The sequence below is a fragment of the Wenyingzhuangia marina genome (assembly GCF_900130035.1).
GTDB classification, from domain to species: domain Bacteria; phylum Bacteroidota; class Bacteroidia; order Flavobacteriales; family Flavobacteriaceae; genus Wenyingzhuangia; species Wenyingzhuangia marina.
Window position 1 is genome coordinate 64256 of the sequence record NZ_FQXQ01000004.1, and the last position, 20975, is coordinate 85230.

Annotated in this window: 22 protein-coding genes and 5 tRNA genes; 20 read left to right on the top strand and 7 right to left on the bottom strand. The window is 32.8% G+C overall.

Going from position 1 to position 20975, the window contains the following annotated elements:
* Positions 1 to 110 precede the first annotated feature (110 nt).
* The 7 genes from BUB70_RS09735 to BUB70_RS09765 form a co-directional block, all read right to left on the bottom strand.
* Positions 111 to 710 carry an alpha-ketoglutarate-dependent dioxygenase AlkB family protein gene (locus BUB70_RS09735; RefSeq protein WP_073121046.1) on the bottom strand — a complete coding sequence of 200 codons (600 nt, stop codon included), beginning with the start codon at positions 708 to 710 and terminating at the stop codon, positions 111 to 113.
* Positions 711 to 1559 (bottom strand): bifunctional helix-turn-helix domain-containing protein/methylated-DNA--[protein]-cysteine S-methyltransferase, encoded by an 849-nt coding sequence (locus BUB70_RS09740; protein ID WP_084730247.1) that lies wholly within the window; start codon positions 1557 to 1559, stop codon positions 711 to 713.
* Between the two features lie 266 nt (positions 1560 to 1825).
* Positions 1826 to 2536: an N-formylglutamate amidohydrolase gene (locus BUB70_RS09745; protein ID WP_073121050.1), complete on the bottom strand. Its 711-nt coding sequence runs from the start codon at positions 2534 to 2536 to the stop codon at positions 1826 to 1828.
* Positions 2537 to 2539: 3 nt separating this feature from the next.
* A complete protein-coding gene (locus BUB70_RS09750; protein ID WP_073121052.1) occupies positions 2540 to 3766 on the bottom strand; it encodes a carboxylate-amine ligase in 1227 nt (408 codons plus the stop codon).
* A gap of 1 nt (position 3767) precedes the next feature.
* Entirely contained in the window at positions 3768 to 5213 is a 1446-nt protein-coding gene (locus BUB70_RS09755; RefSeq protein WP_073121054.1) for a RimK family protein, read from the bottom strand.
* A 90-nt stretch (positions 5214 to 5303) separates the two neighbouring features.
* A complete protein-coding gene (locus BUB70_RS09760; RefSeq protein WP_159431427.1) occupies positions 5304 to 7010 on the bottom strand; it encodes a sensor histidine kinase in 1707 nt (568 codons plus the stop codon).
* 138 nt (positions 7011 to 7148) lie between these two features.
* Positions 7149 to 9263, bottom strand: a complete 2115-nt coding sequence (locus BUB70_RS09765; RefSeq protein ID WP_073121058.1) for a Tex family protein — start codon at positions 9261 to 9263, stop codon at positions 7149 to 7151.
* Positions 9264 to 9466: 203 nt separating this feature from the next.
* Between BUB70_RS09765 and BUB70_RS14270 the strand changes: the two genes are divergently transcribed.
* From BUB70_RS14270 to rplL, 20 genes are all read left to right on the top strand, one after another.
* Positions 9467 to 9694, top strand: coding sequence for a PspC domain-containing protein (locus BUB70_RS14270; RefSeq protein ID WP_229742992.1), 228 nt, complete (start codon positions 9467 to 9469; stop codon positions 9692 to 9694).
* Between the two features lie 7 nt (positions 9695 to 9701).
* Positions 9702 to 10694 (top strand): potassium channel family protein, encoded by a 993-nt coding sequence (locus BUB70_RS09775; protein WP_188351959.1) that lies wholly within the window; start codon positions 9702 to 9704, stop codon positions 10692 to 10694.
* The gene (locus BUB70_RS09780; RefSeq protein WP_073121061.1) at positions 10687 to 12309 is read left to right on the top strand and encodes an alanine/glycine:cation symporter family protein; all 1623 of its coding nucleotides are present in this window, start codon (positions 10687 to 10689) and stop codon (positions 12307 to 12309) included. Before BUB70_RS09775 ends, BUB70_RS09780 begins: the two co-directional genes overlap by 8 nt.
* A 12-nt stretch (positions 12310 to 12321) precedes the next feature.
* The gene (locus BUB70_RS09785; protein WP_073121063.1) at positions 12322 to 13176 is read left to right on the top strand and encodes a ComEA family DNA-binding protein; all 855 of its coding nucleotides are present in this window, start codon (positions 12322 to 12324) and stop codon (positions 13174 to 13176) included.
* 21 nt (positions 13177 to 13197) lie between these two features.
* A complete protein-coding gene (locus BUB70_RS09790; protein ID WP_073121065.1) occupies positions 13198 to 14337 on the top strand; it encodes an acyl-CoA dehydrogenase family protein in 1140 nt (379 codons plus the stop codon).
* Positions 14338 to 14432: 95 nt separating this feature from the next.
* Complete coding sequence (gene rpsU / locus BUB70_RS09795; protein ID WP_073121067.1) at positions 14433 to 14630, top strand: 30S ribosomal protein S21; 198 nt, start codon at positions 14433 to 14435, stop codon at positions 14628 to 14630.
* Between the two features lie 87 nt (positions 14631 to 14717).
* Positions 14718 to 15614 (top strand): tyrosine-type recombinase/integrase, encoded by an 897-nt coding sequence (locus tag BUB70_RS09800; protein WP_188351958.1) that lies wholly within the window; start codon positions 14718 to 14720, stop codon positions 15612 to 15614.
* 5 nt (positions 15615 to 15619) lie between these two features.
* Positions 15620 to 15919 (top strand): ribosome hibernation-promoting factor, HPF/YfiA family, encoded by a 300-nt coding sequence (gene hpf / locus BUB70_RS09805; RefSeq protein ID WP_073121071.1) that lies wholly within the window; start codon positions 15620 to 15622, stop codon positions 15917 to 15919.
* Positions 15920 to 16029: 110 nt separating this feature from the next.
* Positions 16030 to 16103 (top strand) — tRNA-Thr (locus BUB70_RS09810).
* A 38-nt stretch (positions 16104 to 16141) separates the two neighbouring features.
* Positions 16142 to 16223: transfer RNA gene (locus BUB70_RS09815), tRNA-Tyr, on the top strand.
* Positions 16224 to 16276: 53 nt separating this feature from the next.
* Positions 16277 to 16349: transfer RNA gene (locus tag BUB70_RS09820), tRNA-Gly, on the top strand.
* A 15-nt stretch (positions 16350 to 16364) separates the two neighbouring features.
* A tRNA-Thr gene (locus BUB70_RS09825) sits at positions 16365 to 16437 on the top strand.
* Positions 16438 to 16501: 64 nt separating this feature from the next.
* Positions 16502 to 17686, top strand: coding sequence for an elongation factor Tu (gene tuf / locus BUB70_RS09830; protein WP_073121073.1), 1185 nt, complete (start codon positions 16502 to 16504; stop codon positions 17684 to 17686).
* A 51-nt stretch (positions 17687 to 17737) separates the two neighbouring features.
* Positions 17738 to 17810 (top strand) — tRNA-Trp (locus tag BUB70_RS09835).
* Positions 17811 to 17932: 122 nt separating this feature from the next.
* On the top strand, positions 17933 to 18124 hold the full coding sequence (gene secE, locus BUB70_RS09840; RefSeq protein ID WP_073121075.1) for a preprotein translocase subunit SecE: 192 nt from the start codon (positions 17933 to 17935) through the stop codon (positions 18122 to 18124).
* A 9-nt stretch (positions 18125 to 18133) separates the two neighbouring features.
* The gene (gene nusG, locus BUB70_RS09845; RefSeq protein ID WP_073121076.1) at positions 18134 to 18688 is read left to right on the top strand and encodes a transcription termination/antitermination protein NusG; all 555 of its coding nucleotides are present in this window, start codon (positions 18134 to 18136) and stop codon (positions 18686 to 18688) included.
* A 75-nt stretch (positions 18689 to 18763) separates the two neighbouring features.
* Entirely contained in the window at positions 18764 to 19201 is a 438-nt protein-coding gene (gene rplK, locus BUB70_RS09850) for a 50S ribosomal protein L11 (RefSeq protein ID WP_073121078.1), read from the top strand.
* A gap of 17 nt (positions 19202 to 19218) precedes the next feature.
* Positions 19219 to 19908, top strand: a complete 690-nt coding sequence (rplA, locus tag BUB70_RS09855; RefSeq protein WP_073121080.1) for a 50S ribosomal protein L1 — start codon at positions 19219 to 19221, stop codon at positions 19906 to 19908.
* 23 nt (positions 19909 to 19931) lie between these two features.
* On the top strand, positions 19932 to 20465 hold the full coding sequence (gene rplJ / locus BUB70_RS09860) for a 50S ribosomal protein L10 (RefSeq protein ID WP_073121081.1): 534 nt from the start codon (positions 19932 to 19934) through the stop codon (positions 20463 to 20465).
* A gap of 59 nt (positions 20466 to 20524) precedes the next feature.
* A complete protein-coding gene (gene rplL, locus BUB70_RS09865; protein WP_068824286.1) occupies positions 20525 to 20896 on the top strand; it encodes a 50S ribosomal protein L7/L12 in 372 nt (123 codons plus the stop codon).
* Positions 20897 to 20975: the final 79 nt, after the last annotated feature.

The following is a 20975-nucleotide window of genomic DNA, read 5'->3' on the forward strand; positions in this document are numbered from 1 at the left end:
AAAGTTTGTTCATCTAAGTTCAATGTTCAATATTTAAAGTTGTGATGATGTCACTTCGAGTTGCGTTTATTAGAACAAATTGGAGATAAACGAAGTATCGAGAAGTTGTTTTAACTGAGAATGTTTCTAAATGTTAAATTGATTCGTGGAGATTTTACCAAAGTAGTAGGTGGTAATTTATGCAACCAATGGGGTTGAGTATCTCCTTTCATAATTAATAAACTTCCTTTTTCAAGGACAAGAGAAACGGTTTGTTTGGTGGTTTTGTGTTTAAAAGAAAATTTTCTATCGGCACCCAAACTAATAGAAGCAATTACGGGTTGGTTGCCTAATGCTTTTTCATCATCGGAATGCCAACCCATATTTTCGTTTCCGTTATGATACAAATTCAACAAACAGGCGTTAAAAGAAATGTTACATTTCTGTTCTGCAATTTTTTTTAAATCGATGAGTTCTTTTGTCCATGGTAAGGCTTTCTTGATGGTGTTAGAATATCCATATAAAAAATTGGAATTCCCATACAAAGCCACTTTTCTATCGGTTACAATATGTTTACCAAAGATGATGGCTTCATCATTTTTCCATTCAATATTTTTGAGTAAGTTTTCATAATATTTTTTGGAGTCAGATATGCTTAAAATATTAGGATAATAATATACTTCTCCATCAAAAGGTAAAAGGTTGGATGGGTTGGGGTTAAATAGATCCATTTACAATTCTGTTTTTGCAGCTTCCCAACCAATGATAGAAGTTTTTCTAGTAGCTCCCCACATATAATTTCCAAAAACTCCCGTAGATTTAATCACTCTGTGGCAAGGAATTAAAAAGGCAATAGGATTGTTTCCAATAGCTGTTCCTACTGCTCGGCTGGCTTTTGGTTGTTGAATTTGCTGAGCAATATCTCCGTAAGTACTCAACTTTCCTAAAGGAATTTTTAACAAGGCTTCCCAAACTTTTAATTGAAAATCGGTACCTTTAATATGTAGTTGTAAAGATGTTTTATTGGTTAGTGGGTTTTGAAAAATATCTACAGCTTGATTTTGCAATAGGTGTTTTTCGTTTTTATAAGTTGCATTTGGATATCTGTTTTTTAAATATTGAATATCGGTTTCCAAATCATCAATAAAAGAAATATGACAAATACCTTTATCTGTATTGGCAATTAAAATAGCTCCAAAAATGCTTGAGTAGTCTTGATAATAAATCGTTAAGTTTTTTCCTTGATTTTTATATTCTCCGGGAGTCATTCCTTCAATTTTAATAAATAAATCATGGAGTCTTCCAGTGCCAGATAAACCTGTTTCTATAGCTGTATTAAAAAGGGTTTGTTCAGGTGTTTTTAATAAGTTTTTTGCGTGTTGAATGTTTAAGTATTGCAAAAACTTTTTAGGACTAACTCCTGCCCATTGCGTAAACATTTTTTGGAAATAGTGCGGGCTTAGGTTTACTGCTGCAGCGATGGTTTCTAAACTAGGTTGCTCGTTTTTATGCTGCTCAATAAAAGCAATGGCTTTTTCTATAATTTGATAATTGTTGTTGTTTTCCATTGATGTTATCATGAGGCTTTACAAATGTAAGTTTCCTAAAAGATATTTAAAACCCGATTCTTGTTCTCCATACAATTTTATTTCGTTCCACTTCATAAAATCACTCGAACTGACATAAGTAGATTTAAAGATGTGATGATGTCACTTCGAGTTGAGTTTGTTGAAACGGAGTGGAGACAAACGAAGTATCGAGAGGTGTTTCTGATAAGATTAATTTGTAGATAGATTTAAGTTCTGGTTTTTTGAATGTAATTAATAAAAATAAAAAAGATGAAACTTTATGAGTTTAATCTTTTTGGAATATTTTGTGTTAGAACTTCTTGTACAGATTCATAAAGCATTTGTTTTAAATCATCACCCATTTGATTTTGAATAGCAAACTTATGATTAATTTCTAGTTCAATTCCTACATATTTTTCAGGAAACTGTTTTCTAAGCGTTTTGGTAAATCCATCGCTCACTCCCTTGTATGGATAGTTAAAACGTACATTCAATTCGGGAGCTCTTTTTTTTAGTTCCGTTTTTAATTGTTTGGCAATGTTTTTTTCTAATTCTTTAGCAGGATCATACAAAATACCAATATCACATTTTCGAGTGACTCCTTTGAAAACAGGAGTAAACGTGTGAATGGATAGATGGAATACACTTTTATTACAGTCTAAAATATTCTCTATTTGTTGAGTGATTTTACTTCTGTAAATTAAATAATACTGTTTTATTAAAACTTGCTTTTGTTCTTTACTTAAAGATTTTGTGCACTCTGAAAACAAGGCAGGGTGATGTAAAGATCTATTCAACTCAATCAATAAACGACTAATTTCATTGCTTTTACTGTATGTAGCAAGTGGTCGTAAAAATTTAAATAAATCTAAAGCACCAGGATCATAACCTTTGTGCGTTTTTAAAATAGTTTCATGTTTTTGAAACAGTTTGTCGTAGGCTAAAGGAATTTGATTTCCTCCGTGTTCACAAGAAAGAATTAATTTCATGCTTTAAATATCGAATAAAATATTGGATTGTAAACAATCAGCTAATTTTATATAAACCATAGTAATGTTTTCAGGAGACATATTATCATTCAAAGCCTTTTCAATTCGGGTAGCCAAAGTCCCTTTGTTTAAAATAACTTCTAAAGCTTCTCTGTAATGAGGAGCAATGTTGTTTTTAACATGTTCATACAAATGTTTCCAAACATCTTTTACCAAACAATGATCTCCTAAACCTAGTTCTTCTAAATAGCCAAAGTTTGTGATTTCATAATTTTCACCCTCTTTGATGATTTTATTTAGTATGCTGGCTAATTCATTTTGATGCCAATCTTTTTGTGATATTAAAGAGGTAAAAGGATGGTAAACCAATAATTTTAAAACTTCAATCACCAACACAGCAATAGCGATATCGGCTTTTGGGCATTCTTGAATATCAATGACTCTAATTTCAATGGCATTTCTATCAAATCTAGCAATGGCACCTCTTGAGTTTACAAAGTGATAATCTAAAATTCCATCTTCGTTAAAAGGCTCAATAGCTTTTTGAATGGGTAAATAAATACCAGCTTCATAAGCTTCTTTACTAAAAGCTTGTTCAGGAACTACTTTCCCTGCAATGACAGGAATTTCTTTTTGATTGGTTTTATAACTTTCTAATCTACTATCTTTAAAACCAGTAATTTTTCCATCTAAAATAGGGGAACTAGCACATAATCCTGGAAGGATAGGTAACAAAATACGAATGGCAGCATGTAGTTTTTCAAACTCTTCATCGTTGGCAAAAGGCAAGTTAATGTGCATACTTTGTAAGTTGCTCCATCCGTGACCTCTACAATCAAAAATTTTGTTGTACAATTCATAAATCTCGTTGGAACCATGCTCCCAAAGTTTGGTTTCCTCAAAAGGATTCATCAATGGGTGGCAAGCAGTACCCAACAATTTGCTATCAAAAGGTTTTAATAGATTGTTGATTTCTAAAATATTTTGATGAAAGGCATCAGCCAAACCATTCAATTCATCCGTAGGACCATTGGTTTTAATTTCTATAACATGCGCAACCAATTCGTTACTCCATGCAATGGCTCCGTTTTCAATATCATCAATTAAAACGCCATTTTTAGCAGTTAAAACCTCTGCTACTTTTGGATTTACTTTAAAAGTTGAATTGTTAACTAACATGTATTCTAGCTCAATACCGAATACTTCAAATAAATGATAAACATTATTCATTTTATTCTAAACGATTTTTAAGGGCTGTTAAAATTTTTGTGTATACCAAATCACCGTAATATTCATCTTCTACACCCACATCAATATTGGGGTTGTCGTTAATTTCTATCACCATTGGTTCGTTGTTTATGACTTTGATGTCTATTCCGTATAATCCTTTTCCCATCAACTTGGCAGATTTTACAGCCATGTTAATTACTTTTTTAGGAACTTTTTCTATGGGTAAACATTCTGATAGTCCGTCTTGTTCTTTTTTCTTTTTGGCACTCCAGTTATAAATTTGCCAGTGACCTTTGGCCATGTAATATTTACAAGCAAAAAACGGTTCACCATCAATAATTCCGATTCGCCAATCATAATCTGATGGACAAAATTCTTGAGCAATAATTAAGTCCGATTCTTTTAGCATATCACCAACCATAGTGTTGTACTCTTCTTTAGAAGTTGCTTTTTTAACTCCAAAAGAAAAAGTAGAATCGGGGGCTTTTAAAACACAAGGAAAACCAATAGTGTCTATGACTTTTTCTTTGTTATCGCTATGAATAATTGCTGTTTTTGGAGTACTGATGTTCGCGTTTTGTAAAGCTTCGGCCATGTACACTTTGTTACAGCATTTTAAAATAGCATCAGGATAATCTACAATAGCAATAGATTCTTGTTGTGCTTTGCGGGCAAACATATAAGCCTCGTTATTCACCTCGGTACTTTGTCTGATAAACAAAGCATCAAAAGAAGTTAGTTTAGACAAATCTTTAGGCTGAATAATTTCAGTATAAATATGCATTTTCTCAGCAATGTCCATAAACTTTTTAATGGCCTTGGCGTTGCTAGGAGGAGCAGGATCGTTTGGGTTTACCAAAATAGCCAAATCAAAATCGTATTTGGTTAACTTGGGTTTGTCGTAACGTTTTTTAGAAAAATATTGATTGGCAAAAATCTGTACATCTTCCATGTGTTCCAAAGGAATTTCTGCCTCGGAAATGGGTTTAATGCTTTGTATTTGCCACTTGTTGTTAAACACAAAGTTGACACGTACAAACGGAATTTGAAAATGTTTGTAAAACAAACTACTTAACTCCTTGTATTTTTGAGCCACGTTTTGACCAAAGTAAATACTTAAGGTAAACTCTCTAGATTTAATGTTTTTTAAACTTTGTTGAATAACATTGTCAAACTCATCAGATAAAATCCTTACAATTTTTAAGGTTTTTAAATCTACTAAGTTTTTAACGGTTGGCGATACCAAATGTCCACGAGCCTCTGCTAATAAAGACACATAATATCCTTTAGATTGATAGCTGTAGTCTTTACAAAGGTTGAAAATCCTTGCTTTTTTTAGCAAAGCGTATTTGGGGTTGGTAAGATATTCTTGAGGGGAAATAACAAAAATTGTGTCAATCGAAAAATTCCATTTTTCAGGTTGATTTACAACAATATACTTGTTCATTAAAAGGTGTTCATCTTGCTTTAATTTTGGGATAAATGTATATTAAAAAACAATACAAATTCAAAAAAAATAACAAACCCATTTTAAAATTTAGATGTTAAAAATTAGCGTTACCGTAGCTCCTTTATCCGGGTTGTTGGTTATTTTTATATCAGCATTGTGAACTTCCATAATTAATTTAATCAAAGCCAATTCTAGACCTTTATTTTTATCGGTCTTTTCTTTATCTGAGGCAAATAGTTTAAATAAATTGTTTAATGCATACTCACTAAAACCTTCTCCTTCATCAATAACTTTACATATAATCTGATGGTTTTGAGTACTTAGTTTTACATCAATAGAACTATTTTCGTTGGAGTGTTGTATTGCGTTTTTGATGATTTTTTCTAAACTATATAAAATTAATGTTGGGTCTCCTTGAATGGTAAAATTTTCAGGGCTATCCTCTATATTTAGATGTATTTTTTTGTCATTTAGTTTTGAAGATAGTTTTAGAGAACACAAACCTAATACTTGATTAAGTAGAATAGGTTTTTTTATAAAACTGTCTTTTTGAGTTCTTAATTCTGTAATTCTTAAACTTAATTTAGAAAAAGATAAAAGTCGGTTGGCAGATTCTTCTAATAACTTAACAAAATCAATTAGTTCGGAGCTTTTTAACTCGTCTTTTAATACATTAGTGAATCCTAAAATACCGTTAAGAGGGGTGTTTATTTCGTGACTAATAATGGCTAAAAAATCATTTTTAATGTTGTCTAAATTTTCAAGTTCATGATTAGCAATTTGTAAGTCTTTATTAATGCACTGTATTTTTTGGTTGTATTCAATATTTTTAGATCTGTAATAGGCTAGTATAAAAGAAGTGAATAAGGCTAATAATACTAATAAGATTACTGGTTGAAAGTATGCCGTTAGAATTTCTTTTTTAAGAGCTTCTAATTTTAAAGCAGGAACAAATGAAACTACTTTCCAATATTCATCTGTAGAAAAGTAGTTAATCTCATTAGTTGTTTTGCTGTTGATGTTTCTAAAATTTAAGGTATTAAAAGTAAATATTCCGTATTTATTAATAATCTGTCCATTATTTGCAACTTTAATATCCTTCCATGCATTAGGATAAATATGAGCATAAGTATTGTCCTTTTTATCATCAAACATAAATCCCCAATTGTTTTCAATATTTGGTGATATTAAAAAATATCCATCAGGATCAAGTAAATGGATATTGCTAGGGCTGTTAATATTTAAATCTTTAATTCTTTTAACCAAATCATTTCCTTGGTAGTTTAAAATTAAATAACCTGTAGTTTCTCCAATACAGTTTGATATTTTACATCCTGCTCTTAAAACTTGATTGAATGGAATTTCAATTTTTTTGTTTTCAATATTTAAATCAAACTTAGAAAAGTAAAGATCTCCAATATCTAAACTTTTCATCTCTTGATAATAATAGCGATGCGATTTGTCTACTAAAAGACTGTCTGGAACAAATGAAGGAAGCGTATTATTATTGTAATTGCATTTTATAAGCTCTAGGCCGTTGTTGTTTAAAATTTTTATTTGGCTATATATTTCCTGATGTTCTATAAATTTATAAATATCTTCTTTTAAGGTGTTGGTTTCCCTTCCTTTATTACAATTAAATAACTTAGTAGAAGAGGCTAAACTTTGTATAAAGAGTAAATCTCTTTTTACCATATTAAAATCTTGGGTGATTTCATTTACTTGTAATTGAAGTTTATTGATTTCGTTTTTTTCTAAGTTTTGTAAAGTTATTGTTGTTTTAGAACAATACATAACATACGAAGCTATTAAAAGGATTGTAACCGTTAACAACGACAATTTAAAAAACTGAAGAATAAAAGTTTTATTCAAAAAATCCTCTTTACTCATGGTGCTCATAATCAAGTTATATAAATGTAATAAAATTCTATGTTATAATTTCATTGTTAGACCAATACGTTTATTGTCTAAATCTAATTGAATTACTTTAACAGTCACAATTTGGTTTAAGTGTAAAACATCATTTGGAGAGTTGATAAATTGATGGGTAATTTGAGAGATATGTACCAATCCATTTTCTTTAATCCCTAAATCTATAAAAGCTCCAAAATTGGTGATGTTGCTTACTTGTCCTTGTAAAATCATTCCATCATGCAAGTCATTAATAGTGGTAATGTTTTTGCTGAATTCTAATTGATCTTCTTGTTTTCTAGGATCAATGTTGGGTTTGGCTAATTCGTTTAGCAAATCATTTAAAGTAAGTTTTCCGATCTGTTCTTGTAAATTGATATCATTATTTAATGATAGAATATCTTTGTTTCCAATTAAATTTTCTATAGATAACTTTTGTTCTTTAGCAATCTGATTTACAACAGAATATTGTTCCGGATGTATCCCCGTATTGTCTAAAGGTTGTTTTCCTTGTACACGTAAAAAACCAGCACATTGTTCAAAAGCTTTATCGCCCAAACGAGATACTTTTTTAAGTTCGTTTAAACTGTTAAACTTTCCGTTTTTTGCTCTGTATTCTACAATGTTTTTTGCCAAACCAGGACCAATTCCTGCAATATATTGCAATAAATATTTACTAGCGGTATTTAATTGTACGCCAATTTTATTTACACATTTTTCTACTACGTGATCTAATTCAGTTTTTAAAAGCGTTTGATCAACATCGTGCTGATACTGTCCTACACCAATAGATTTAGGTTCTATTTTAACTAATTCTGCTAATGGGTCCATCAATCTTCTACCAATGCTTACTGCTCCACGTACGGTAATATCGTGGTTAGGAAATTCTTCTCTACCAATTTCGGAGGCAGAATAAATAGAAGCACCGTTTTCATTTACCAAATAAATAGCAATGTCTTTAGCAAGGTTTATAGATTTTATAAATGTTTCGGTCTCTCTACCAGCCGTTCCATTCCCAATAGCAATGGTTTCAATTTTGTGTTTATTTAGTAGTTGTAATACTTTATCTATGCTTTTGCTATGCTGTTGCTGTGGCGGATGTGGATAAATAATAGTGTCTTCTAATAAATCTCCTTGTTTGTTTAAACAGATTACTTTACACCCTGTTTTAAAACCAGGGTCTATGGCTAAAACATTCTTTTTACCAATAGGAGCTGCCAATAATAACTGTTCTAAGTTTTTAGAAAAAACCTGAATTGCTTCTACATCTGCTTTTAACTTTAGTTCATTTAGCAATTCTTTTTCTAAAGATGGTTTTAAGCTTTTTCCATAAGTGTTAGCAATGGCTTGTTTTACAATTTCAGCGCTTTTGTTTTTACTTTTGATAAAATTTCTTTCCAGTAATTCAATAGCGGTTTGTTTGTCTATACTAATGCCAGAACTTAAAAGTCCTTCGTTGGTTCCTCTTAAAATGGCTAAAATTCTGTGTGAAGGTAGTCTTGTTGCTTTTTGTTCAAATTCAAAATAAGTTTTGTAAACCTGAGCTTCCGTTTCTTTTCCTTTTTTGATTTTACTCTTTAAAACTCCTTCTCGGTTAAATAATCTCCTTAGTTGATTTTTGCTATAACTATGTTCAGTAATCCATTCACTAATAATATCCATAGCCCCTTCAATGGCTTCAGTTTCGTTTTTGATGTTGTTTTTGATGAAAGGTTGAATATTGATTTGGTCACTTTTTTGTGACATGATGATTTTTGCCAAACCTTCTAAACCGTTTTCCTTAGCTACACTAGCTTTGGTTTTACGCTTGCTTTTGTACGGAGCAAATAAATCTTCTAGTTGTTTTTTATCCCAACAACTTTTAATATTGTCAATCAATTGTGTGTTATCAATCTTTAATTCTTTGAGGGTTTCTAACACATATTCTTTTCTCTTAACCAATTCTTCTATGGAAATAGCTTCTTTCTGAATTTTAAAAATTTCATGATCTTCTAATCCTCCAGTTTGGTCTTTTCTATAACGTGCAATAAAAGGAACAGTGGCTCCTTCATTTAATAAATCTAAGACTGCTTGTATGTTGTTTTGAGCGAGTTGGGTATTGTTTGCAATTTGTAAAGATAAGATGGCTTGACTCACAGTTAAAATTTTTAATTGGGAACTGTAAATATAATGGTAGAAGAGGAATTGTTCGTATAATTATTAAGAATAAATCATCTTTTTTTAATTGAAATAAAAACACAAAGAAAATATATATGTTTTAAGTCATATAAAGTTATGTTGTTACTTAGTTATTATAAGTAGTAACATTTTGTTAACTTGCGCTAAATTGATTTTAAGGAATGAGTTTGATAAATGATATCCGACATTTTTTTGAAAAACACGGTTTTGATGTTTCATCAAGATTGGCAGATCGTATGGGGATAAGAACCGCCAATGTGCGACTGTTTTTTGTGTATATATCATTTGTTACCTTTGGGTTTTCCTTTGCCATTTATTTAACCTTGGCATTTTTATTAAGGTTAAAAGACATGGTCAGGACCAAGAGGACATCCGTTTTTGATTTATAAAAGCCCTATGCTGAGCAAAATTTATAAAGGTTTAGTTTTATTTGCCATTGTTCTGCTTATAGGGACTCTGGGGTTTTTCTTAGCGTTTGACTATTCTTGGTTAGATGCTTTTTTTATGACCATTATTACCACAACAACGGTGGGTTTTGGGGAGGTAAAGCCACTAGATGATGCTGGAAAGTTATTTACTATATTATTACTCTTAATGAGTATTGGGGTTTATGGATATTTAGTAACTGTAATCTCAGATTTTTTTTCAAACAACGTACTTATGGATGCTTTTAGAGTAAAAAAAGAATTAAAAGAAATTGCGAAATTAGAAGGACACACCATTATTTGTGGTTTTGGAAGAAATGGAAGACAATCATACGAGAAGTTAAAAAGATTTAAAAAAACTTGTGTGGTGATAGAACAGAGTGAGGATTTTATAGAAAATCCAATGTATCAAGAGATTCAATTTGTAAAAGGAGATGCTACGAATGACGATGTTTTAAGAAATGCAGGTATAGAAAAAGCATCAAGTTTAATTACAGCCTTACCATCAGATGCAAACAATTTATATGTGGTTTTGTCTTCTAGGCAACTAAATGAAAAATTAAATATTGTTAGCAGGGCAAACGATGAAAATGCTACAAAAAAATTAAAGATTGCAGGAGCTAATCATGTCATCATGCCCGATAAACTTGGAGGAGACCACATGGCTTCTCTTTTAGTAACGCCCGATTTGGTAGAGTTTGTGAATAGAATTAATATGGAAGGTGATTCTAATGCCAATTTAGAAGAAATAGGTGTAGATGAATTGCCTGAGGAATATTTAATGAAATCGATACAAGATTTAGACGTTCGTAGAAATTCAGGATGCAACGTCATTGGTTTTATTACAGAAGAAGATGATTATATTGTAAATCCATCTTCTCAAATGATTTTAGAACCAAAATGTAGATTAATCGTCTTAGGAAGACCTGAACAAATTAAAAAATTTAAAGAAATTTATGAGTAAAACTATTCGAAAAACTATTCAAAAAGCTGTCGGTGTACTACTGTTATTGTTGCCAACCATTTCCTTTGCTTCTATTGATGAGGTAATTGAAGAGAATTTTGCACCTATTTCGCATGTAGTAACACAAATTGTATTTTATCCTATAACCATTGGACCTAAGCAAGTGCCTATTGTATTGGTTATATTGTTAGGGGGGGCTTTCTTTTTTACGTTGTATTTTAAATTTGCTAATATTCGTTTGTTAAAAGTAGCTATCAAGGCAACCAAAGGAGATTATGACGAAATAGACCATGCTTTTGAAGAAGGTGATGATATTGAAACAATAAAAGAAATTGCAGATACTGACAAAGAGAGAAAAACAACTCCTGTAATTGGAGTTGTAACTCACTTCCAGGCTTTAACGGCAGCTCTTTCAGCTACCGTAGGTTTAGGGAATATAGCAGGGGTAGCAGTCGCTATGGCCTTAGGAGGTCCAGGGGCTATTATTTGGATGATCTTGGCTGGTTTCTTAGGAATGTCTACTAAATTAGTTGAAGCTACTTTGGGAGTGAAATATAGAGAAGTAAGTCCAGAAGGAAATATTTATGGAGGACCTATGTATTACTTAAAACAAGGATTGAAAGAAAAAAACATGGCTGTTCTAGGTAAGGTTTTGGCAGCGATGTATGCTGTTTTTGTTGTTGGAGGTTCTCTAGGAGGAGGAAATATGTTTCAGGCAAATCAAGCAACTGCTCAGTTTATGTCTCTAACAGGAATGAAATCAGGCTTTGTTTTTGGTTTGGTTTTGGCTGCTTTGGTAGGAGTTGTAATTATTGGAGGAATTAAGAGAATTGGTAGAGTAACAGAAAAAATTGTTCCTTTTATGGGGATATTATTTGTTGGAGCTTCTCTTGTTATCATATTTAAAAATATAGACATGGTTCCTAGAGCTGCTTTTCAAATTTGGGATGGTGCTTTTGGAGACAATGCCATGTTAGGTGGATTTGTTGGTGTCATGATTGTTGGTTTTCAGCGTGCAGCATTTTCTAATGAAGCCGGAGTGGGTTCTGCTTCTATTGCTCATGCAGCGGTAAAAACAAAATTCCCTGCAAGTGAAGGTATTGTAGCGAGTATAGGACCCTTTGTAGATACTGTAGTTATTTGTAGTATGACTGCTTTGGTGATTATTATTACTAACTTAAAATACGATTTGTTTAGGTATGCAAACTTAGATGGAAGTAATGTAATTATGAATGGTACTGGTGATAAAGTAGGAGGGGTAGATTTAACTTCAGTTGCATTTGATTCTTCTATACCTCACTTTTCTGTAGTGTTGACTGTAGCTGTTATTTTGTTTGCTTTTTCTACCATGTTGTCTTGGTCTTATTACGGAATTCAAGGATGGAGTTATTTATTTGGAAAAGGAAAAGTTGCAGATATTACTTATAAAGTATTATTTTTATTTGTAATTGTTGTGGGAGCTTCTTCTTCATTAAACTCTGTAGTAGAATTTTCAGATTCTATGATTTTTGCCATGGTCTTTCCTAATATTATTGGTTTGGTATTATTGGCTCCAAAAGTTAGGCAAGAGATTAAACGATACTTAACTGCTATTAAGCACAAAGTGGAAAGTTAAAAATAAATAAAAATGAAATATATTAAATCCCATTTTTTGTACTCAAGAAGTCAACGAAATGGGATTTTTTTATTGGTACTTATTGTTATTGTTCTACAGGGTGGTTTGTTGTTTTTTAATAATTTTCAAAATAATTCTGTTGTAATTTCATCGGTATCTAAAGAACTACAGTCTCAACTAGATAGTGTTTTGTTAATGAATCAAACCAAGGAATTAAAAATCTATCCTTTCAACCCTAATTACCTGTCAGATTATAAAGCATACCAATTAGGAATGTCTATAGAGGAGATTGACAGGTTGATGACTTTTAGAAGTACTGGAAAATATATCAACTCTACATCTGATTTTAAGAAAGTAACCCAGGTCTCAGATTCTTTATTAAATAACATCGCTCCTTATTTTAAGTTTCCTGATTGGGTTACAAAGAAAAAATCAATAGTAAAAGAAAAGATTGTTGATGTGTTCGTTGTAAAGGATATTAATACTGCTAGTTTAGAAGAGCTGATGAAGGTAAAAGGAATTGGAGAGAAAAGAGCTTCTAGTATTATTAAGTATAGAACTTTATTAGGAGGTTATACCTATGATACACAATTAAAAGAGGTTTGGGGAATTCCTCCGGAGGTTTTAGAGCAATTTCAAAAAGAATTTCAAGTGTTGTCAAAGCCTAGGATTGATAAAATAAATATCAATACAGCTACGGCTTATCAGCTTTCTAGAGTTGTTTATATAGATTCTAAACTGGCAGAATCAATCATTGAATACAGAAAAGAAGTAGCTGAAATACAGAACTTAGCCGAGTTGAAAATAATAAGAGATTTTCCTGAGGATAAATTTAACTTAATAAGCTTATATTTGCACGCTTACTAAAAAACACAAAAATTTTTTTGAATGAATTTCGAGACGAATGAAACCCAAAAAATGATAGCATCTTCTATTCAAGATTTTGCAAAAATTCATATTGCTCCCAATGTTTCTAAATGGGATGAGTCACAGGAATTTCCTGTGGATTTATTTAAAAAGTTAGGTGAAATGGGATTTATGGGCGTATTGGTTCCTGAGGCTTATGGCGGATCAGGATTGTCTTACCATGAATACATCACAGTTATTGAAGAGATTTCTAAAGTAGATCCTTCTATAGGGTTGTCTGTAGCAGCTCATAATTCACTTTGTACAGGACATATTTTGCAATTTGGAAACGAAGAGCAAAAAGCAAAATGGTTGCCAAAATTAGCGACAGGTGAGTGGATTGGTGCTTGGGGACTGACAGAACACAATACAGGTTCTGATGCTGGAGGAATGAATACCACTGCGGTATTAGATGGAGATGATTATGTGTTAAACGGAGCAAAAAACTTTATTACCCATGCCATTAGCGGGAACATAGCTGTGGTAATTGCCAGAACAGGAGAAAAGGGAGATTCTCATGGAATGACTGCTTTTGTGATAGAAAAAGGAACTCCAGGTTTTAGTTCAGGAAAAAAAGAAAACAAATTAGGAATGAGAGCTTCTGAAACAGCAGAGCTTATTTTTGATAACTGTAGAATTTCTAAAGAAAATGTGTTAGGGAAAGTAGGTGAAGGATTTATTCAATCAATGAAAGTTTTAGATGGCGGAAGAATATCTATAGCCGCCTTGTCTATTGGTGTTGCTAAGGGAGCTTATGAAGCTGCTTTGAAATATTCAAAAGAAAGAATTCAGTTTGGAAAGCCTATTTCTTCATTCCAAGGTGTTTCTTTTAAGTTGGCAGAAATGGCCACAGAAATAGAAGCTTCAGAATTGTTAACTCACAAGGCAGCTGCCAAAAAGGAATTAGGTGAGAAAATGACTACCATTGGAGCAATGGCTAAAATGTTTGCTTCAGAAGCATGCGTGAGAGTGTCGAATGAAGCAGTTCAGATTCACGGAGGATATGGGTATACTAAAGATTATCCTGTAGAGAAGTTTTATAGAGATAGCAAGCTATGTACTATAGGAGAGGGGACTACGGAAATACAAAAAGTAGTGATTTCAAGAAATATTTTAAAATAAAGTATTTATATCGTTTTTTAAACTATCTTTGCAGTCCAAAAATTTGACTTAAAAACACTTAAAATATATTACGACATGAAGGGAGGTGCTAAATTATGTTAATTATTCCAATTAAAGACGGAGAAAACATTGATAGAGCTTTAAAGCGTTTCAAGAGAAAATTCGACCGTACGAAGACAATGAAGCAATTACGTGAACGCCAACAGTTTAATAAACCATCTGTAGTAAACCGTAAGCAAAGAATTAAAGCTTCTTATGTTCAACGTTTAAGAACTAACGAAGAGCAAGCTTAATAATTTGTTTCAACGTATAATAAAAACCCTGTGAATTTTCACAGGGTTTTTTTATGTCTTAACTTTCGCTAGATAAAAGATTCAAATATGGAATTGATTCATAAGTTTTTAGAGTACTTGTCTTTAGAGAAAAATTATTCTCCACATACCATTACTGCTTATCAAAAAGATCTTCTTGATTTTTTTGCATTTATAGAATCTGAATATCAGGAAATAGACCCTTGTGCTGTAGAGTATTCCTACGTTAGGTCGTGGATTATTAGTTTAAATGCCTCAGGAATTGTTAATAGATCTGTCAACAGAAAATTAACGGCTTTAAAAAGTTTTTATAACTATCTGCAAAAGATAGAAATGATGGCTAAAAACCCACTTTCAAGTCAAAAAAGTTTAAAAACAGCTAAAAAAGTCATCATTCCATTTTCTGAAAGAGAAATCGAGGAATCGCTTTTGGTTACAGATGAACGTGATACTCCATTTGAACAATTAAGAAATAAATTAATGATTCATTTGTTATATGCTACGGGAATAAGGCAAGCAGAATTAATGAGTATGAAAGTTCAAGACATTGATTTTGAATTAGGTACGATTAAGGTGGTAGGAAAAAGAAATAAGGAAAGAATCATACCCTTGTATACAGAGGTTTTAAAAGAATTAAAAAGCTATATAAAACAAAGAGCTGGTATGGATGTTGATACTTTATACTTGTTTGTTACTAAACGAGGTGGAAAAATGTATGGAGCGCTTGTTTATCGAATTATTAATTCTTATTTTAGTAAGGTCTCGACGAAGGAAAAAAAAAGTCCTCATGTATTAAGGCATTCCTACGCTACGGATTTGATAAACCAGGGAGCAGATTTGAATTCGGTAAAAGAGTTACTAGGGCACTCTAGTTTAGCCGCTACTCAAGTCTATACCCACAATAGTTTAGACAAGTTGAAACAAGTTTATAACCAAGCACACCCTAGAAGTGCGAAAAAAAAATAAAGTATATGAAAATATTTGTTCAGTCAGTAAATTTCAACGCCGACAAAGATTTGGTGGAGTTTGTAAACAAAAAAGTAGAAGGATTGGAGAAATTCCATGATAAAATAGTTGATGCAGAGATATTCTTAAAGGTGCAACAGACTAGTGAAAAAGAGAATAAAGTAACGGAATTGAAGCTGAATATTCCTGGGCATGATTTGATGGTGAAAAAAGAATCAAAAACTTTTGAAGAAGGAATAAGTTTATGTGCTGATGCCATGAAAAGACAGTTAATGAAGACCAAAGAAAAGGAAAGAGTTGCCTAATGATAAAAAAAAGTAAAATATTTTTAAAATGTTTTGCATGATATCGAAAACTTTATAAATTTGCAGTCCGTTAAGATAGCGGGCTGCTTTTTTGTGGAAACTATCTAAAAGCCGATATAGCTCAGCTGGCTAGAGCAGCTGATTTGTAATCAGCAGGTCGTAGGTTCGAGTCCTATTATCGGCTCAAAAAGAAAAGAAAGCGTTCTTTTAAATTATTGGATTGGTGGGATACTCAAGTGGCCAACGAGGGCGGACTGTAAATCCGCTGACTATGTCTTCGAAGGTTCGAATCCTTCTCCCACCACAAATGAGGCGTAAATTGTATTTATGTTCCTTCTGATGAAAAATCAGTAAAATGCGAAAGTAGCTCAGTTGGTAGAGCGTCAGCCTTCCAAGCTGAATGTCGCCGGTTCGAACCCGGTCTTTCGCTCAAATTTAAATCCATGCCGGTGTAGCTCAGTTGGTAGAGCGCATCCTTGGTAGGGATGAGGTCACCGGTTCAAATCCGGTCATTGGCTCAAAAGGATTAAAATAGGTTTAAAATAAACACTAATATATAACTAAGAATTAAAATTTATAATCATGGCAAAGGCAACATTTGATCGTTCGAAACCACACTTAAACATCGGTACTATCGGACACGTAGATCACGGTAAAACTACTTTAACAGCTGCTATTACTACTGTATTAGCTAACGCTGGTTTATCTGAATTAAGATCTTTTGACTCTATTGATAACGCACCAGAGGAAAAAGAAAGAGGTATTACTATTAACACTTCTCACGTAGAGTATTCTACAGCTAACCGTCACTACGCTCACGTTGACTGTCCAGGTCACGCGGATTATGTTAAGAACATGGTAACTGGAGCTGCTCAAATGGATGGTGCTATTTTGGTAGTTGCTGCAACTGATGGACCAATGCCACAAACTCGTGAGCACATCTTATTAGGACGTCAGGTAGGTATTCCACGTATCGTTGTTTTCTTAAACAAAGTTGATATGGTTGATGATGAAGAGTTATTAGAATTAGTAGACATGGAAGTTCGTGATTTATTATCTTTCTATGACTATGATGGTGATAATACTCCTGTGATTCAAGGATCTGCTTTAGGAGGATTGAACAATGAGCAAAAATGGGTTGATTCTATTATGGAATTAATGGATGCTGTTGATTCATGGATTGAAGAGCCAGTTCGTGAGGTTGAGAAAGATTTCTTAATGCCAATCGAAGATGTATTCTCTATTACAGGTCGTGGTACTGTTGCTACAGGACGTATTGAAACTGGAGTTGCTAATACTGGAGATACTGTTGATATTATTGGTATGGGAGCTGAGAAATTATCTTCTACTATTACTGGAGTTGAAATGTTCCGTAAGATTTTAGATAGAGGTGAAGCTGGAGATAACGTAGGTATCTTATTAAGAGGTATTGCTAAAGAAGATATCAAAAGAGGTATGGTAATCTGTAAGCCAGGTTCTGTTAAGCCACACGATAAATTCAAAGCTGAGGTTTATATCTTGAAAAAAGAAGAAGGTGGACGTCACACTCCATTCCACAACAACTACCGTCCACAATTCTATGTACGTACAACTGACGTAACAGGTACTATTAACTTACCTGATGGAGTTGAAATGGTAATGCCAGGAGATAACTTAACTATTAAAGTTGATTTACACTCTCCAATTGCAATGAACGTAGGTTTACGTTTCGCTATCCGTGAAGGAGGTAGAACAGTTGGTGCTGGTCAGGTAACTGAAATTTTATAATCGTAAGATTTTATTATATAAAGAGCTTGTTTAAAGCAGGCTCTTTTTTTTACGGGCGTAGCTCAGTTGGTAGAGCACTGGTCTCCAAAACCAGGTGTCGGGAGTTCGAGTCTCTCCGCCCGTGCAAAATAGAAGGAATTATAATTTTTATAATTCCTTTTTTTAGCAAACAAGTCAAAAAAAGATATAAAGTTATTTACGTGTTGAATAATTTTATATCTTTGCACGGCTTTTCAAGAAAATATTATGAATATTCTTAATTACATAAAATCGTCATTTTCAGAGTTAAAAGACGAAATGACGTGGATCTCTAAAGAAGAGGCTCAAAAATCTACTGTAGTGGTGGCTGTGTTTACAATCATTTTTGCTATCGCTGTTTTTTTAGTAGACCAAGGGTTTCAAAAAACATTAGAAGGTTTTTTTAATTTTATAAAGTAAAGGTAAATTATGGCTGATTCTGTAAAGAAGTGGTATGTAGTAAGGGCTATTGGTGGTCAGGAAAACAAGGTGAAAAATTATATTGAAAATGAGATTTCACGTTTAGGTTTGTCTGATTATGTAGATCAGGTATTGGTACCAACAGAAAAAGTTGTTCAAGTTCGTAATGGAAAAAAATCTACACGTGAGCGTGTTTATTTTCCAGGTTATATCATGGTAGAAGCTAATTTAACAGGAGAAGTTCCTCACGTTATTAAAGCAGTTACTGGAGTTATTGGTTTTTTAGGTGAAACTAAGGGAGGAGAACCAGTACCAATGAGACAAAGTGAAATTAACAGGATGTTAGGTAAGGTTGATGAATTAACCGTTCAACCAGATCACAACATAGCTATTCCTTATACTGTTGGAGAAACTGTGAAAGTAATAGATGGTCCATTTAATGGGTTTGATGGTGTGATTGAAAACATTCATGAAGAGAAGAGAAAACTTGAAGTAATGGTTAAAATCTTTGGTCGTAAAACGCCTTTAGAGTTAAACTATATGCAAGTAGATAAAATATCATAAATAAAGAGTGTTACAAATTAATCTTGTGTTTGCTTCCAACTAATACACAGGGTTTAATTTAATTTTATATTAAAAATGGCAAAAGAAGTAAGTAAGATTGTAAAGTTACAGGTTAAGGGAGGGCAAGCAAATCCTTCACCACCAGTAGGTCCTGCTTTAGGTGCTGCCGGGGTTAACATTATGGAGTTCTGTAAGCAATTTAATGCTAGAACTCAAGATAAACAGGGAAAGGTTTTACCAGTTGCAATTACTGTATATTCTGATAAATCTTTTGAGTTTATTGTTAAAACTCCTCCAGCTGCAGTTCAAATTTTAGAAGCTGCTAAACTAAAGGGTGGATCGGGAGAACCAAACCGTAAAAAAGTTGCAAGTATCTCATGGGATCAGGTAAAAACGATCGCAGAAGATAAAATGCCTGACTTAAATGCATTTACTGTAGAGTCAGCAATGAAGATGATTGCAGGTACTGCAAGATCTATGGGAGTAACGGTAAGCGGAGACGCTCCATTTTAATTGATAAACAAGAAAACATGGCAAAATTAACAAAAAAGCAAAAAGAAGCTCAAGCTAAGATTGACAGTTCTAAAGTTTATTCTTTGAATGAAGCATCTTCTTTAGTAAAAGAAATTACATTAGCTAATTTCGACGCATCTGTAGATGTTGCTATTCGTTTAGGTGTAGATCCTAGAAAAGCAAATCAAATGGTACGTGGAGTTGTAACATTACCTCACGGAACTGGTAAAGATGTAAAAGTATTAGCATTGGTTACACCAGATAAGGAAGCTGAAGCTAAAGAAGCAGGAGCAGACTACGTTGGTTTAGACGAGTACTTAGCAAAAATAAAAGCAGGTTGGACAGATGTTGATGTAATCATCACTATGCCAGCTGTAATGGGTAAATTAGGACCGTTAGGACGTATTTTAGGGCCAAGAGGTTTAATGCCTAACCCTAAGACAGGAACCGTTACAATGGATGTTAAGAAAGCAGTAGCAGAAGTAAAAGCTGGTAAAATTGACTTTAAAGTTGATAAAACTGGTATCGTACATGCTGCTATCGGTAAGGTATCTTTTGATGCTGATAAATTAACTGAAAATGCTAAGGAATTAATTCAAACAATTATTAAGTTAAAGCCTACAGCGGCTAAAGGAACTTATATTAAGAGTGCATATATCTCTTCTACACAGTCTCCTTCAGTTCAGTTAGATCTTAAAACGCTTTAATTAGCTGTTAAAACTCATAGACAATGACAAGAGAAGAAAAATTTCAAGTAATTGAAGATTTAACAAGCCAATTAGAGGAGAATACAGTAATCTATTTAGCCGATATTTCAGGGTTAAATGCTGCTGCAACTTCTAACTTAAGAAGAGCTTGTTTTAAGGCAGATATCCAATTATCTGTAGTGAAAAACACATTGCTAGAAAAAGCAATGGAGAAGTCTGAAAAAGACTTTGGTGATTTACCATCAACATTAAAAGGTAATACTTCTGTGTTTTACGCTTCAGTAGCTAATGCTCCTGCAAAAGTAATTCAAGATTTCTTAAAGAAATCAAAAGGAGAAAAGCCATTATTGAAAGGAGCTTTCATTGCTGATGAAGTATATGTTGGAGCTGATCAATTACCTGCTTTAGTAGCAATTAAATCTAAAGAGGAACTTATTGGTGATATCATCACTATCTTACAGTCTCCTATTAAAAACGTTGTTTCAGCGTTGACTAATGAGGAACGTCCAGATAGAGCTGGTGAAGCTGTAGAAGCATCTACAGAAGCAGCAGAATAATTACGCGCACAAATAAATTATAATACACCACGTTTAATAAACGTACAAAAAGAATCAAAATGGCAGAATTAAAAGATTTCGCAGAACAATTAGTTAACTTAACAGTTAAAGAAGTAAATGAATTAGCTACTATCTTAAAAGATGAGTATGGTATCGAACCAGCTGCAGCAGTAGTTGTAGGAGGTGGAGCTGCTGAAGGTGGTGACGCTGGAGAAGCTCAAACTGAGTTTGATGTTATCTTAAAAGAAGCAGGAGCATCTAAATTAAAAGTTGTAAAAGCAGTTAAAGAATTAACTGGATTAGGATTGAAAGAAGCTAAGGAATTAGTTGATGGAACTCCATCTGCAATTAAAGAAGGTGTTTCTAAAGAAGAAGCAGAAGGAATTAAAGCTTCTTTAGAAGAAGTTGGAGCTGTAGTTGAGTTAAAGTAATTTTTTTACTACAAAACCTTATAGGTTTAGGTCTTTCCCTCAAGGGTTAGACCTAAACCATTTTTTGCGTTTAAATAGT